Genomic DNA, 15,123 nt, shown 5'->3' on the forward strand with positions numbered 1-15,123 from the left:
GTGGCAGGACCGGCGGGATTTCCGCAGTTACGACGAGTGTTTCCGCGATCGAAGGGACGTACATGCCCATGGGTCACACGGCCACAGACCAGGCAGGCACCGGGGGCCTGACAGCGACCGAGCACCGCCTGGCCAACGGCCTGCGCGTGGTGCTCTCCGAGGACCACCTGACCCCGGTCGCGGCGGTGTGCCTCTGGTACGACGTCGGCTCGCGCCACGAAGTCAAGGGACGTACCGGCCTGGCTCACCTTTTCGAGCATCTGATGTTCCAGGGCTCGGGCCAGGTGCAGGGCAATGGCCACTTCGAGAAGGTGCAGGGCGCCGGCGGCTCGCTGAACGGCACCACCAGCTTCGAGCGCACCAACTACTTCGAGACCATGCCCACCCACCAGCTGGAACTCGCCCTCTGGCTGGAGGCCGACCGCATGGGCTCCCTGCTCGCCGCCCTCGACGACGAGTCCATGGAGAACCAGCGCGACGTCGTGAAGAACGAGCGCCGGCAGCGCTACGACAACGTCCCCTACGGGACGGCGTTCGAGAAGCTGACCGCCCTCGCCTACCCGGAGGGCCACCCCTACCACCACACCCCGATCGGCTCGATGGCCGACCTGGACGCGGCGACCCTGGACGACGCGCGCGCGTTCTTCCGGACGTACTACGCGCCCAACAACGCGGTGCTGTCCGTGGTCGGCGACATCGATCCCGAGCAGACGCTCGCCTGGGTCGAGAGGTACTTCGGCTCCATCCCCGCGCACGAGGGCAAGCCCGCCCCGCGCGACGGCGGACTGCCCGAGATCATCGGCGAGCAGCTGCGCGAGATCGTCGAGGAAGAGGTCCCCGCGCGCGCGTTGATGGCCGCCTACCGGCTGCCGCACGACGGCACGCGCGCGTGCGATGCGGCCGACCTCGCGCTCACCGTCCTCGGCGGCGGTGAGTCCTCCCGCCTCTACAACCGGCTGGTACGACGCGACCGTACGGCCGTCGCCGCCGGATTCGGCCTGCTGCGGCTGGCCGGGGCGCCCTCCCTGGGGTGGCTGGACGTGAAGACGTCCGGTGACGTGGAGGTGCCGGTCATCGAAGCCGCCATCGACGAGGAGCTGGCCCGGTTCGCCGCGGAGGGCCCCACGGCCGAGGAAATGGAGCGTGCCCAGGCCCAGTTGGAGCGCGAGTGGCTGGACCGGCTCGGCACCGTCGCGGGCCGCGCCGACGAACTGTGCCGGTACGCCGTCCTGTTCGGCGACCCGCAGCTCGCCCTCACCGCCGTCGGGCGGGTGCTGGAGGTGACCGCCGAGGAGGTCCAGGAGGTCGCCAAGGCCCGACTGCGGCCCGACAACCGCGCGGTGCTCGTCTACGAGCCGACCGTCCCCACGGAGACCGTCGAGGAGCCCACCGAAGACCTGGAGTCCGCGGCGACCGTGGAAGCCACCGACGAGAACGAGGAGGCGGCCAAGTGACCGAGCTCGCCGCTATGGAATTCCACCCCGAGCCCCAGGCCGGCGAGGCCAGGCCGTGGGCGTTCCCGGCCCCCACGCGCGGGACCCTCGACAACGGCGTCACGGTCCTGCGCTGCCACCGCCCCGGTCAGCAGGTCGTCGCCGTCGAGGTGCTGCTGGACGCGCCGCTGGACGCCGAACCGGCCGGCCTCGACGGAGTCGCCACGATCATGGCGCGGGCCTTCTCGGAGGGCACCGACAAGTACTCCGCCGAGGAGTTCGCCGCCGAGCTGGAGCGCTGCGGAGCCACCCTCGACGCGCACGCCGACCACCCCGGCGTCCGGCTCAGCCTGGAGGTCCCCGCCTCACGGCTGCCCAAGTCGCTCGGCCTGCTCGCCGACGCCCTCAGGGCGCCCGCCTTCGCCGACAGCGAGGTCGAACGGCTGGTCCGCAACCGCCTCGACGAGATCCCGCACGAGCTGGCCAACCCCTCCCGCCGGGCCGCCAAGGAGCTGTCCAAGGAGCTGTTCCCGGCCGGCTCGCGCATGTCGCGCCCGCGCCAGGGCACCGAGGACACGGTCGAGAACATCGACTCCGCGGCCGTGCGCGCCTTCTACGAGAAGCATGTGCGTCCCGCCACGGCCACCGCCGTGGTCGTCGGCGACCTCACCGGCATCGATCTGGACGCGCTGCTCGGCGAGACGGTCGGCGCCTGGACCGGCTCGTCCGCGCAGCCGCGCCCGGTGCCGCCGGTGACCGCCGACGACACCGGCCGTGTCGTCATCGTGGACCGCCCCGGTGCCGTCCAGACGCAGCTGCTCATCGGCCGGGTCGGTGTCGACCGGCACGACCGCGTGTGGCCCGCGCAGGTGCTCGGCACGTACTGCCTCGGCGGCACCCTCACCTCCCGGCTGGACCGCGTCCTGCGTGAGGAGAAGGGCTACACCTACGGAGTGCGGGCGTTCGGGCAGGTCCTCAGGTCCGCCCCGGACGGCTCGGGCGCCGGGATGCTCGCCATCAGCGGCTCCGTCGACACCCCGAACACCGGTCCCGCACTCCAGGATCTCTGGACGGTGCTGCGTACGCTCGCCGCCGACGGGCTCACCGACGCCGAGCGCGATGTCGCCGTGCAGAACCTCGTCGGTGTGGCGCCGCTGAAGTACGAGACCGCCGCGGCCGTGGCCGGCACGCTGGCCGACCAGGTGGAGCAGTACCTGCCGGACGACTACCAGGCCACGCTGTACCGGGAGCTCGCTGCGACCGGCACCGTCGAGGCCACCGCGGCTGCCGTACGCGCCTTCCCCGTGGACCGTCTCGTGACGGTCCTGGTGGGCGACGCGGCCCAGATCAAGGAGCCGGTGGAGGCCCTCGGCATCGGCCAAGTCACCGTCGTGTCCGCCGAGTAGAGGCGAACGCACGGCACGCGCGCGTGGAGCCCTGGTGACGGAAGCGTCACCAGGGCTCCCTTATGCCCGAATTATGGGAGAGGTTGCCTGTCTGGTCTGTGGCATGCGCTACAAAAGCCGTGATCCGTTTGAGGATTGAAAGATGTCCCGTTTAGCGTCTTCCGGGCTGTCCGTCAGGCAGTGCGCCGCACCCGCGGCACCGGACAGCCATCGCCGAGTCCCCAAATGGCGCGAGCCAGGGGAGCCGGGGACCCAACAACGCAGTCCCTGGGGTGAATCGGACGCCCGCGCGTGCAGCGAGGGGGTCCGTAGGAGACCTTCCTGCTCCGAACCCGTCAGCTAACCCGGTAGGCGAGAAGGAAGGAAAGGACCAGCCACTACATGGCGTTCACCTGCGCCTCCGGGAAGCACCGCCGTCCCAGCCGTATCCAGCGCACCACCGCTCGCGCGGCGGGCGTCGCCGCCCTCACCACCACCGGCGTCATCGGCACCCTCGCCGCCCCGGCCCTCGCCGCCGAGCCCGCCGCCGAGACGACCGGCCTGATCCCGGTCCTCAGCAGCGCCGCCGCCGACCAGATCGCCGAGCAGGCCGCCGCCCAGCAGCAGGCCGCCGAGGAGGCCGCCGCCGCGAAGCGGGCCGCCGCCGCGAAGAGGGCCGCGGCGGAGAAGGCGAAGGAGGCCCGCGAGGCCGAGGAGCGCGCCGCCCGCGAGGCCGAGCACAAGCGCCTCAACGGCTACGTCCTGCCGATCACCGGCTCCTACCTCTCCACCGGCTACGGAGCCGGCGGCTCCGTGTGGTCCTCCGGCAGCCACACCGGCGTCGACTTCCACGCCGCGAGCGGCACGTCCGTCCACGCGGTCGGACGCGGCACCGTCGTCGAGGCGGGCTGGGGCGGCGCGTACGGCAACCAGGTCGTGATCAAGATGAACGACGGCACGTACACCCAGTACGGGCACCTGTCGTCCATCGGCGTCTCGGTGGGCCAGAGCGTCACCCCCGGTCAGCAGATAGGCCTCTCCGGCGCGACCGGCAACGTCACCGGGGCGCATCTGCACTTCGAGGCCCGTACGACCGCGGAGTACGGCTCCGACATCGACCCCGTCGCCTACCTGCGCTCGCACGGCGTGGACGTCTGACGGCAGACGGCTCCGCGTCCGAAGGTCCCGGCTCCACGAGCCGGGACCTTCGGTCTTTCATACCCTCGGCTGTCCAAAAAATATCCATGGATTCCGGCCCGCCATCGGAAATTCCGGCTCATTGCCATAGAGTCACGGAACACGCGTCAATCGTCGACGTTTCACGGGGATTAAGGCGGAGGTCGGTCATGCGTATTCCGGCGCACTCGGTATGCACGGCGATCCGGGACGACATCGTCGCCGGTGTCTACGAGCGCGGCAGCCGGCTCACCGAGGAACTCCTGGCACGCCGCTACGGCGTCTCGCGCGTCCCCGTCCGTGAGGCCCTGCGCACGCTGGAGGCCGAGGGTTTCGTGGTGACCCGGCGGCACGCGGGCGCGTGCGTCGCGGAACCGACCGAGCAGGAGGCCGCCGACCTGCTGGAGATGCGTATGCTCCTGGAGCCGCTCGGCGCCTTGCGGGCCGCCCAGCGGCGCACCGAGGCGCATCTCAAGGTGCTGCGGGGCCTGGTCAGGCTGGGTCAGGAGCGGGCCAGGCGGGGCAACAGCGAGGATCTGCGCTCCCTGGGCGGCTGGTTCCACGAGACGCTCGCCCAGTCCTCCGGCAGCCCCGCGCTGACCTCGATGCTGACCCAGCTGCGGCACAAGATCGCCTGGATGTACGCGGTGGAGGCGCCGGCCGACCCGGTGGAGTCCTGGGTGGAGCACGGCGCGATCGTCGACGCGGTGGCGCGCGGCGACGGCGAACGCGCGCGGGCGGTCACGGCGCAGCACACGGAGCGCTCGACGGTCGCGCACCGGCTGCGATTCAGTAGCCCGGCAGATCGCACGGAGCGTGTGAGGAACTCGCAACATGTCGTAAACATGACGAGCCTGCGGCATTAACACAAGGGCCGTATACAAAGAGGGTCTAATTCGTGGGGGATTATTTCTGCTGCCCGCGATCGGCAAATGCGAAGGGCTCGCCCGGAAATTCGGACGAGCCCTTCAATTCGGCACTCAGACGGTCTCGGGAAGCTCCTCAAGACCCTCGGCGACCAGCTTCGCCAGCCGGTCGAGAGCGACGTCCGCGCCCTCGGCGTCGGAGGCGAGCACGATCTCCTCGCCGCCCTGGGCGCCGAGCCCGAGGACGGCAAGCATGGAGGCCGCGTTGACGGGATTGCCGTCGGCCTTGGCGATCGTCACGGGGACCCCTGCGGCCGTGGCGGCCCGGACGAAGATGGAGGCGGGGCGGGCGTGGAGACCCTCGGCCCAGCCGACGTTGACGCGGCGCTCAGCCATGTGATGCTGCCCTTCAGGTGTTCAGGGTTGTCTAGACCATTTTCCCATATCGTGAAGCAAGCCCGGAACGGCCATGCGTCCCGTCCTTGAAGTGCCGTCGGACCGCGGCCTCGGCCCGACTCACGTCCTCCACAGACTGCCTCGCGCCGTTGTCGTACGCGAGCCGTACTCTGGGCCCCATGCAGAGCGCGCCGGACCGGCACGAGTACCCCGCCCACTGGGAAGCCGACGTGGTGCTGCGCGACGGCGGCACCGCGCGCATCCGCCCCATCACCGTTGATGACGCCGAGCGCCTGGTCAGCTTCTACGAGCAGGTGTCGGACGAGTCGAAGTACTACCGCTTCTTCGCGCCCTACCCGCGTCTGTCCGCCAAGGACGTCCACCGCTTCACGCACCACGACTTTGTGGACCGGGTGGGACTCGCGGCCACCATCGGCGGCGAGTTCATCGCCACCGTACGCTATGACCGCATCGGCGCCGAGGGGCTGCCCGCGTCGGCACCCGCCGACGAGGCCGAGGTCGCCTTCCTCGTGCAGGACGCCCATCAGGGGCGCGGCGTCGCCTCCGCCCTGCTCGAACACATCGCCGCCGTCGCCCGCGAGCGCGGCATCCGTCGCTTCGCCGCCGAGGTGCTGCCCGCCAACACCAAGATGATCAAGGTGTTCACGGACGCCGGGTACACCCAGAAGCGCAGCTTCGAGGACGGCGTCGTACGCCTGGAGTTCGACCTCGAACCCACCGACCGGTCGCTCGCCGTGCAGTACGCGCGCGAGCAGCGCGCCGAGGCGCGGTCCGTGCAGCGGCTGCTGACGCCCGGCTCCGTCGCCGTCATCGGGGCCGGCCGCACCTCCGGCGGCGTGGGCCGCAGCGTCCTCGGCAACATCCGGGACGCCGGGTTCACGGGCGGTCTGTACGCCGTGAACAGGGCTTTCCCCGGGGAGCTCAAGGAACTCGACGGGGTGCCGGCGTACCGCTCCGTGCAGGACATCGAGGGGCCCGTCGATCTCGCGGTCGTCGCCGTGCCCGCGGACCACGTGCCCGAGGTCGTCACCGAGTGCGGCGAGCAGGGCGTGCAGGGGCTCGTCGTGCTCTCCGCCGGGTACGCCGAGAGCGGTCCCGAGGGACGCGAGCGGCAGCGGGAACTCGTACGGCACGCGCGCGCGTACGGCATGCGGATCATCGGGCCCAACGCGTTCGGGGTCATCAACACCGCCGACGGCGTACGGCTGAACGCGTCCCTCGCCCCCGAGCTGCCCCGTGCCGGCCGCATCGGGCTCTTCGCCCAGTCCGGGGCCATCGGGATCGCGCTGCTGTCCCGGCTGCACCGGCGCGGGGGAGGGGTCACCGGGGTCACGGGAGTGTCCACCTTCGTGTCGTCCGGCAACCGGGCGGACGTGTCCGGCAACGACGTACTCCAGTACTGGTACGACGACCCCGACACCGACGTCGTCCTCATGTACCTGGAGTCCATCGGCAACCCCCGCAAGTTCACCCGGCTCGCCCGGCGTACGGCGGCGGCGAAGCCGCTGGTCGTCGTGCAGGGCGCGCGGCACGGGGGTGCGGCGCCGCAGGGGCATGCGGTGCGGGCGACGCGGCTGCCGCATGCCACGGTGTCCGCGTTGCTGCGGCAGGCCGGGGTGATCCGGGTGGACACGATCACCGAACTGGTCGACGCGGGGCTGCTGCTCGCGCGTCAGCCGCTGCCCGCGGGGCCCCGGGTGGCGATCTTGGGGAACTCGGAGTCGCTGGGGTTGCTGACGTACGACGCGTGCCTCTCCGAGGGGCTTCGGCCGTTGGCCCCGCTGGACCTGACCACGGGGGCGACCGCGGAGGACTTCCATGCGGCGTTGTCACGGGCATTGGCGGACGACGCGTGTGATGCGGTGGTGGTGACGGCGATACCGGCGATCGGGGAGTCGTCGGTCGGGGACGCGATGCTGGCGGAGGCGTTGCGGTCGGCAGCGGCGGACGTTCCCGGGAAGCCGGTGCTGGTGGTGCATGTGGAGCTGGGAGGGCTTGCGGAGGCGTTGTCGGCTGCGACGAGTACGGCACCACAGGCGGGTTCAGCCCAACTCGGCACCGCAGGCGACGCCCACCCTCCCGCACTCTCGGCTTCGCCGGACCGGGGGGACCCCCATGGCCCCGCGGAACGACTGCCCACCGCGGGAGCGGCACCTGAGGGAGCTGGGCTCATTCCCGCCTACCCCGCCGCCGAGCGTGCCGTCCGCGCCCTGGGTGAAGCCGTGAAGTACGCGCAGTGGCGGCGCGATGCCGCCGATCCCGGCAAGGTGCCCGAGTACGAGGACATCGACGAGAAGGGCGCCGCCGAGCTGATCGACGGGCTGCTCGCGCGCGGGCGGGGGCTCACTCCCGGTACCGATGACACGTGCGCGTTGCTGGGGAAGTACGGGATCAACGTCCGCCGCGCGCTTCCCGCACCGTCCCCCGACGCCGCCGCCGTGGCCGCCCGCACTCTCGGCTACCCGGTCGCCCTCAAGGCCACGGCCCCGCACCTGCGGCACCGGGCGGATCTGGGCGGCGTACGGCTGGATCTGGCGGACGAGGAGCAACTGCGCAGGGCGTACGCCGAGTTGACCGGGCTGTTCGGGAAGCCGGAGGGGCTGCGGCCGGTGGTGCAGGGGATGGCGTCGCGCGGGGTGGACACCGTCGTACGGGCGGTGATCGATCCGGCGGTCGGGGCGGTGCTGTCGTTCGGGCTCGCCGGGGCCGCCTCTCAGCTGCTCGGCGACACCGCGCACCGGATCGTCCCGATCACCGACCGGGAGGCGACCTCGCTGGTGCGATCGATCCGGACGGCACCGCTCCTGTTCGGCTGGCGCGGTTCGACGCCGGTCGACACCCCGGCCCTGGAGGAACTGCTGCTGCGTGTGTCGCGACTGGTGGACGACCACCCGGAACTCGTCGAGGTCAGCCTGGAGCCGGTCGTCGTGGCCCCGCGCGGCGTGACCGTGCTCGGGGCGTCCGTGCGGCTGGCGCCCCCGCCCGCGCGCGACGACCTCGGCCCGCGAACGCTTCCGGCGTATTAGAGACCGGAGAGACCGGCCTGACCGGTGCCTCGCAGTCAGTGGGCCACCGTAGGATGGGCGTCATGGCCAAGACCAGTACGACGACCCAGGGGCTGCGAGCGGCGATCGAGCGCAGCGGCTACTACCCGGCCCTCGTGGCCGAGGCGGTGGAGGCCGCTGTGGGCGGCGAGCCCATGCGGTCGTACCTGGTCCACCAGGAGACGACGTTCGACCAGAACGAGGTGCGGCGGCACGTGACGGTGCTCGTCCTCACCGGCAACCGCTTCATCGTCAGCCACACCGACGAGCAGGCCGCCGACAGCACCTCCCCGACGCCGTACGCCACGACCTCCACCGAGTCGGTCAAGCTCAGCCGGATCTCGTCCGTCGTGGTCAGCCGGGTCGTCGCCAACCCGGAGTCGTACACGCCGGGCACGCTGCCGCGCGAGGTCGTGCTGACCATCGGCTGGGGCGCCGTCTCCCGTCTCGACCTGGAGCCCGCCGCCTGCGGCGACCCCAACTGCGAGGCCGACCACGGCTACACGGGCAGTTCGACGGCCGACGACCTCAGCCTGCGAGTCAGCGAGGCCGGCGACGGCCCGGAGACGGTCCGCCAGGCCCTCGCCTTCGCCCAGTCGCTCTCCGAGGCGACAGCGGATCTCGACCACTGATGGCCCACCCGTCTCCCCCCGCCGCCCATAAGGGAGGGCGCTCCGCGCCCACACCTCCCGATTCAACCTGGGACACGCACCCGGAACCCCTCGCCGTCGACTCCGCCCCCCGGCCGGAGTACGGCACCGGTTCCCTGGCCGACCTGCTCCCCACGCTGGCCGCCGGCATGGACGTACCCGGAATGACCGCGGCCATTCCGGAGCTGACCGCGGCCGACCGCAACTGCGTGTTTCTGATCGACGGCCTCGGCTGGGAGCAGCTGAAGGCACACCCGCAGGACGCGCCCTTCATGACCTCCCTCATCAGCAGCTCACGCGGGGGCACCGGCCGTCCGATCACCGCCGGATACCCGGCGACCACCGCGACCTCCCTCGCCTCCGTCGGCACCGGCCTCCCGCCGGGCGCCCACGGCCTGCCCGGATACACCGTCCGCAATCCGGCCACCGGCGAGCTGATGAACCAGCTGCGCTGGCAGCCGTGGACCTCGCCGGGCCCCTGGCAGCCGCACCCGACGGTCTTCCAGCTGGCCCAGGACGCGGGCGTGCACGCGGCCCAGGTGTCCTCTCCCGCCTTCCAGAACACCCCGCTGACGAAGGTGGCGCTCAGCGGCGGAACGTTCCACGGGCGGCTGACCGGCGAGGACCGGATGGATCTCGCCGCCGGGCAACTGGCCGCCGGCGACCGTGCGCTCGTCTACACGTACTACGCCGAACTCGACGGCGCCGGCCACCGCTTCGGCGTCGACTCCGACACCTGGCGCGGCCAGCTGATGTACGTCGACCGGCTGGTCCAGCGTCTCGCGGAGCAACTGCCGCCGCGCACCGCGCTGTACGTCACCGCCGACCACGGCATGATCGACGTGCCCTTCGACGAGCAGCACCGCATCGACTTCGACGAGGACTGGGAGCTGCGCGCCGGCGTCGCCCTGCTGGGCGGCGAGGGCCGCGCCCGCCACGTCTACGCGCTGCCGGGCGCCGAGAACGACGTACTGACCTGCTGGCGCGAGGTGCTCGGCGAGCAGTTCTGGGTGGCCTCGCGGGACGAGGCGATCGCGGCGGGCTGGTTCGGGCGGCCCGGGGAATGCGAGGAGCGGGTGTACGACCGGATCGGCGACGTCGTCGCGGCGGCGCGGGACGACGTACTGATCATCGCCTCCGAGCGGGAGCCGAAGGAGTCGGCGATGGTCGGCAACCACGGCTCGATGACCCCTGCCGAGCAGTTGGTCCCGCTGCTCGAAGTACGCTCCTGACGCCCACCGTCGTAGATCCTCGCCGAAAGGTGCTCACCTTCCCATGCCCGAGCTGGTGTTCTTCTCCGGAACGATGGACTGCGGGAAGTCGACTTTGGCGCTGCAAATCGAACACAACCGAACGGCGCGTGGTCTGCAGGGGCTGATCTTCACGCGTGACGACCGTGCCGGTGAGGGCAAGCTGTCGTCGCGTCTGGGGCTGGTGACCGACGCGGTGGAGGCCGGGCCGGGGCTGGATCTGTACGGATATGTGGTGGAGCAGTTGTCCCGGGGTGGCCGGGTCGATTACGTGATCGTGGACGAGGCCCAGTTCCTGCTGACCGGGCAGATCGACCAACTGGCCCGGATCGTGGACGACCTGGAGTTGGACGTCTTCGCGTTCGGCATTACCACCGACTTCCGGACGAGGCTCTTCCCTGGCTCCCAGCGTCTGATCGAACTTGCCGATCGCCTGGAGACTTTGCAGGTCGAGGCGATGTGCTGGTGCGGTGCCCGGGCCACGCACAATGCCCGCACCGTGGGTGGAGAGATGGTCGTCGAGGGGGAGCAGGTCGTCGTGGGCGATGTGGCTCAGTCGGCGGCCGAGGTCGGGTACGAGGTGCTCTGCCGACGTCATCACCGCAGGCGGATGACGAGCACCGCGGCGCGGGCAGCGGCGTTGTCGCCGGACGTGCTGCCGGTCACCGCCACTTGACCTCCGGCCGGGGGGAAGCGCGTCGACTTGCCTGTCGGCCGCGGGCCAAGCGCCTGGGTGGGCGCGGGAGTCTCCGGGCCGTGGCTTCGGGAGGGCGGCCTCGGCCGGAGGTTCGAGTCCTGGGCAAGAGCCGCAAACATGGGAAGCCGGATCGACGCCGGGCAGGGGCGGATCACTGGTGATGGCGATGCCCGTATCCCTCCCGAATGCGGTGCCGCCGGGGGGAGTCGTGCCTCTGTGCAGGTTCGATGCCGATACGGGTGGTCATGCGTCTCCCTGGGGCTGCTCGGGGTGAAGGCGGAGCCGTGGATGAGGGCGAGGAGGGCCCGGACCGCGTAGTCCGGCTGGGACACGCCGCCGGCGTCTCGCAACCCCCAGATCATGTGCGGGCCGAGAAAGAGAAGGAGCAGCGCGGCCGTCACCGTCGCCGTGACGCGCCGCTATGTCTCCGCCCTTGCACGGGGCGCTCCTGGGGCATGCCCGGGGCTGTCCGTGCGAAGCTCCGGGACCCCTCCCAGGCGCAGGGTCGCACCATTCGGTGAGCCAGACGTTCTGCGTTCGAGGGAGATCAGCATGAGCAACCCGACGTACGCCGCCGGGCCCGTGGTGCCGGAGCCGGCCGAGGACAGGGCGTACGACCCGCTGGCCGTCGCCCTGGGCAACGCCTCCCTGCTCGGTGTCGGCTATCTGTTGATGCGGCGGTGGAGGCTCGCCGTGGCCGCCCTGGTCGGCACCGTCATACTCGTCTCCCAGCTCGTGTCGACCGAAGACACGTCGTACGAGATCGCCGTGCTGGTGTGGTGGGCCGCCGTCATCATCCACGGGTGGTACCTGGCCGGCCGGGGCACCGACCGGGTCGCGGTACCCCGGCAGCGCATGGTCGCGCTCGGCGTCACGCTGCCGGTGCTGCTGACCGTGGGGCTGCTGCGGTTCGACGCCTCCAGGATCGGGCAGAGCGTCACCGACGCCCGCGAACGCGGCGACTGCGCTGGGGTGTGGAGCGCCCAGGACGAGATCTGGTTCGGGCACCGCATCGCCGACGCGCCACTCGCCGCCCGCGGCGACGAAGTCGTACGGGCCTGCGAGCGGTTGCAGACGGCCCGGAGCCAGTTGAACGGCGCGCTGACCGGAGACACCCGCGCCCTGGAGGACGGATTCGACCGCCTCGCGTCGGTGCTCGCGGAGCCCGGCAACGACAAGACGGTCGAGGCGACCCTGAACGGATTCCTCCGCAGCCTGCCCGCCGAGGATCCCTGCGACACCGTCACCGTCGCCGACTGGCTCCGCGACCGCGAGCCCAGCAACGACGTTCTGGACCGGACCTCCGACACGGTCGAACGGATCGAGCCCGCCGCGCTCGTCGCGTGCGCCGACGACCTCATGGCCAAGGACAGCTGGGCGGCGGCCCAGACGAACTACGAGGAACTGCTCGACCTTTATCCCGACGACGCCCTCGCGGACCAGGCCCGCAAGGGCGCCAGGCAGGCCACGCTGAGCATCGAGCTGGACACCGTCCAGGATTTGCTCGCGGGCGGGTCCGGCTCACAGCCCGAGTACTGCTCCAGCCCGGCGAAGTACAGCGGCGCCAAGCCCATGGGCAAGGGCACCAACCCTGCGCTGTTCTACGCCTACGACGAGTACAACACCGACTTCTCCGAGCAGCTCCCCGGTGCCTGGCAGGCGAGCGGTGCCGAAGACGCCACCCTCGTGGTCTGCATGGGCGAGGAGACCTACGGAGACTCCGTCGAGACCTGCTCGTACTACAGGAGCGGGTCCTCCGGCGCCAGCTCGTACGTGACCTTCTACAAGATCGCGGTCCCGGTGAAGGTCTACGAGTTGCGCACGGGCAAGCTCGTCGCCAATCGCACGATCCAGATCAACGGCAACAGCTGCCCGGCGTCCATCTTCGCCACCGCGGACGCGACAAGCCAGTACGTCACGGAATCCAAGTCCGATGTGCGGTCCGCGTTCAAGCCGCTGGTCGTCCGGTGAGCGGTGGCGCGGACCGCGGCTTCGGAGCATGGACGCCCTGTGCTGTCGCCGCCGTCGCCGCCGTATGACCGCGGCGACGGCGGCGACGGCACACGCGGCGGCGCCGTCCCCCGACGTACTGCCGGTCTCACAGGCCTGAGTTCAGCCCGTACTGCCGGTCTCTCGGCCCTGCGCTCAGCTCAGCACGGGCTCTGGACCAGGCAGAACCTGGCGCCCTCGGGATCCGCGACCGTCGCCACGCGGCCGTGTGCGGTGTCGCGGGCCGGTTTGAGGACATGCCCGCCGAGGTCGGTGACCTGGGCGAGGCTCTCGTCCGTGTCGGCGACTTCGAAGTACGTCACCCAGTGCGGACCCCGGTCCCGGGGCAGGGAGTGGCCGACGCCGTGGACACCGGCGACCGGGCGTCCGCCGATGAGCAGGGTCAAGTAGTCGAAGCCGGCGGAGATCACCGGCTCCTCGTCGTAGCCGAACACGGTCTCGTAGAACTTGGCGACACTCGCCGTCTCGATGGTCAGCAGCTCGTGCCAGGCCGGTGTGCCGGGCACCCCGGCGATGGCCGTGCCGCTGTGCGCCGCCGCCTGCCACACGCCGAAGACCGCGCCCGACGGATCCGAACCGATCACCAGCCGCCCGGCCTCCTCCGCGTCCAGCGGGCCCACGCCGACGGTGCCGCCGCACAGCCGTACGGTCTCCGCGGTCAGATCGACGTCGGCCGAGGCGAGGTAGGGCGTCCAGGCCATGGGGAGGTGCCGGTCCGGCGGGAGCTGGCCGATGCCGGCCACTTCACAGCCGTCGAGCAGCGCCCGCACATAGGGGCCGAGCTGCTGGGGGCCGGGCCGGAACTCCCAGCCGAACAGCGCCCCGTAGAACTCCTGGGTCGTGGCCAGTCCGTGCACCATCAGACTCACCCAGCAGGGCGTGCCGGGCGCGTACGTTTCGCCTTTCGGGCCGGCCGACCCCCGTGCCTCGGTCATCGTCACTCTCTCCTCGACCCCTTGCGGCAGCCGTGTCGCCGCCGCTCTGCGGACCCCGTGCCGATGCTCGCACCACCGTGGGACCGGGCGCTCCGGGCACGCCGCCGTCTGTGCCGCCGCCCCCGGAGAATGCCCGGTGTGTGGTTCCGCGTCCGTTTCGGTGCGATTGCCGGCGGATGTCGATCTGCTGTACAGCATGTGCCCGATCCCGTACGCCTCGTGATCGGGGCTGTCCGGCCGAGCAGAGTAGCCGGACATGGACGATGCGGCCACCCCATACGCAAGGATGGTGGCCATGAACGCCATCATCTCCGCAACCGAACTCGCGAGCGAGCTGGCGGGATCGACCCCGCCCGTCCTGCTCGATGTCCGCTGGCAGCTGAGCGTGGCCAAGGCGGCCGGGGAGCCGTCCTTCGACGGGCGGGCCGAGTACGCGGCCGGGCACCTCCCCGGCGCGGTCTACGTCGATCTGGACCGGGAACTCGCGTCGGCACCCGGCGCTCGCGGCCGGCATCCGCTGCCTGACACGGCACAGTTCGGCAGTGCCATGCGCCGGGCCGGTGTCGCGTCGGCGGTGCCCGTGGTCGTGTACGACGGCGGCCAGGGCTGGGCCGCGGCACGCGCCTGGTGGCTGCTGCGCTGGACGGGGCATCAGGATGTGCGGGTCCTCGACGGCGGGCTGCCCGCTTGGCCGGGCCCGCTGGAGACGACCGTGCCCGTGCCTGCCGAGGGTGACTTCCAGCCGGTGCCGGGGGCGGTGGGGATGCTGGACGCCGACGGGGCGGCGGTGTTGGCGCGGAGCGGCGTGCTGCTCGACGCGCGGGCGGGGGAGCGGTACCGGGGAGAAGTGGAGCCGATCGATCCGGTCGGCGGTCACATTCCGGGCGCCGTGTCGGCACCCACCAACGAGAACGTGGGGCCGGACGGTTGCTTCCTCGCCGCGGAGGAGCTTCGGGCACGGTTCAAGACGCTGGGCGTGTCCGAGGACGGTCCTGAGGCCGGGGTCTACTGCGGTTCCGGAGTCTCCGCGGCGCACGAGGTGCTGGCACTGGCGGTCGCGGGGATTCCGGCGGCGTTGTACGTGGGGTCCTGGTCGGAGTGGTCCGCGGATCAGTCACGGCCGGTTGCCGTGGGGCCGGATCCGCAATAGCCGTTACTCAAAGTCTCAGTGACTCTCAGCCTTCCAGGCGTTTCGGTCTGGAAGGTCCGTGTCGGTGTCACCACAGCGCGGGGTGCGCTTCGGTGTCCTGACGGCGGTCT

The 15,123-nt window shown here is 71.3% G+C and carries 12 protein-coding genes and 1 riboswitch; of the genes, 10 read left to right on the forward strand and 2 right to left on the reverse strand.

What is annotated here, in order from left to right; translation table 11 throughout:
• The first annotated feature begins 68 nt into the window (after nucleotides 1-68).
• The 4 genes from GFH49_RS14330 (at nucleotide 69) to GFH49_RS14345 (ending at nucleotide 4,860) form a co-directional block, all read left to right on the forward strand.
• Nucleotides 69-1,454 (forward strand): M16 family metallopeptidase, encoded by a 1,386-nt coding sequence (locus GFH49_RS14330; RefSeq protein ID WP_155056270.1) that lies wholly within the window; start codon nucleotides 69-71, stop codon nucleotides 1,452-1,454.
• The gene (locus tag GFH49_RS14335) at nucleotides 1,451-2,839 is read left to right on the forward strand and encodes a M16 family metallopeptidase (RefSeq protein ID WP_155056258.1); all 1,389 of its coding nucleotides are present in this window, start codon (nucleotides 1,451-1,453) and stop codon (nucleotides 2,837-2,839) included. Before GFH49_RS14330 ends, GFH49_RS14335 begins: the two co-directional genes overlap by 4 nt.
• A gap of 201 nt (nucleotides 2,840-3,040) precedes the next feature.
• Nucleotides 3,041-3,207, forward strand: a riboswitch (cyclic di-AMP (ydaO/yuaA leader).
• A 13-nt stretch (nucleotides 3,208-3,220) separates the two neighbouring features.
• Nucleotides 3,221-3,976: a M23 family metallopeptidase gene (locus tag GFH49_RS14340; RefSeq protein WP_155056259.1), complete on the forward strand. Its 756-nt coding sequence runs from the start codon at nucleotides 3,221-3,223 to the stop codon at nucleotides 3,974-3,976.
• 188 nt (nucleotides 3,977-4,164) lie between these two features.
• Nucleotides 4,165-4,860 carry a GntR family transcriptional regulator gene (locus GFH49_RS14345; protein ID WP_155056260.1) on the forward strand — a complete coding sequence of 232 codons (696 nt, stop codon included), beginning with the start codon at nucleotides 4,165-4,167 and terminating at the stop codon, nucleotides 4,858-4,860.
• Between the two features lie 114 nt (nucleotides 4,861-4,974).
• On the opposite strand, the gene GFH49_RS14350 is transcribed toward GFH49_RS14345, so the two are convergent.
• Nucleotides 4,975-5,256 carry an HPr family phosphocarrier protein gene (locus GFH49_RS14350; RefSeq protein ID WP_053655224.1) on the reverse strand — a complete coding sequence of 94 codons (282 nt, stop codon included), beginning with the start codon at nucleotides 5,254-5,256 and terminating at the stop codon, nucleotides 4,975-4,977.
• Between the two features lie 179 nt (nucleotides 5,257-5,435).
• On the opposite strand from GFH49_RS14350, the gene GFH49_RS14360 reads away from it, so the two are divergent.
• From GFH49_RS14360 to GFH49_RS14380, 5 genes are all read left to right on the forward strand, one after another.
• Nucleotides 5,436-8,303 (forward strand): bifunctional acetate--CoA ligase family protein/GNAT family N-acetyltransferase, encoded by a 2,868-nt coding sequence (locus tag GFH49_RS14360; RefSeq protein WP_155056261.1) that lies wholly within the window; start codon nucleotides 5,436-5,438, stop codon nucleotides 8,301-8,303.
• A 62-nt stretch (nucleotides 8,304-8,365) separates the two neighbouring features.
• The gene (locus GFH49_RS14365) at nucleotides 8,366-8,953 is read left to right on the forward strand and encodes a DUF5998 family protein (RefSeq protein ID WP_155056262.1); all 588 of its coding nucleotides are present in this window, start codon (nucleotides 8,366-8,368) and stop codon (nucleotides 8,951-8,953) included.
• A complete protein-coding gene (locus GFH49_RS14370) occupies nucleotides 8,953-10,203 on the forward strand; it encodes an alkaline phosphatase family protein (RefSeq protein ID WP_155056263.1) in 1,251 nt (416 codons plus the stop codon). The genes GFH49_RS14365 and GFH49_RS14370 overlap by 1 nt, the downstream gene beginning before the upstream one ends.
• A 43-nt stretch (nucleotides 10,204-10,246) precedes the next feature.
• Nucleotides 10,247-10,897 carry a thymidine kinase gene (locus GFH49_RS14375; RefSeq protein ID WP_155056264.1) on the forward strand — a complete coding sequence of 217 codons (651 nt, stop codon included), beginning with the start codon at nucleotides 10,247-10,249 and terminating at the stop codon, nucleotides 10,895-10,897.
• Nucleotides 10,898-11,470: 573 nt separating this feature from the next.
• Entirely contained in the window at nucleotides 11,471-12,889 is a 1,419-nt protein-coding gene (locus GFH49_RS14380; RefSeq protein WP_155056265.1) for a hypothetical protein, read from the forward strand.
• 179 nt (nucleotides 12,890-13,068) lie between these two features.
• Here the strand turns inward: GFH49_RS14380 and GFH49_RS14385 are convergent, their stop codons facing one another.
• Entirely contained in the window at nucleotides 13,069-13,863 is a 795-nt protein-coding gene (locus tag GFH49_RS14385) for a VOC family protein (RefSeq protein ID WP_155056266.1), read from the reverse strand.
• A 295-nt stretch (nucleotides 13,864-14,158) separates the two neighbouring features.
• Here GFH49_RS14385 and GFH49_RS14390 point away from each other — a divergent pair, with 295 nt between their 5' ends.
• Nucleotides 14,159-15,013, forward strand: a complete 855-nt coding sequence (locus GFH49_RS14390; protein ID WP_155056267.1) for a sulfurtransferase — start codon at nucleotides 14,159-14,161, stop codon at nucleotides 15,011-15,013.
• Nucleotides 15,014-15,123 lie beyond the last annotated feature (110 nt).

Origin of the sequence: Streptomyces blattellae (assembly GCF_009709555.1) — a bacterium.
Lineage (GTDB): Bacteria > Actinomycetota > Actinomycetes > Streptomycetales > Streptomycetaceae > Streptomyces > Streptomyces blattellae.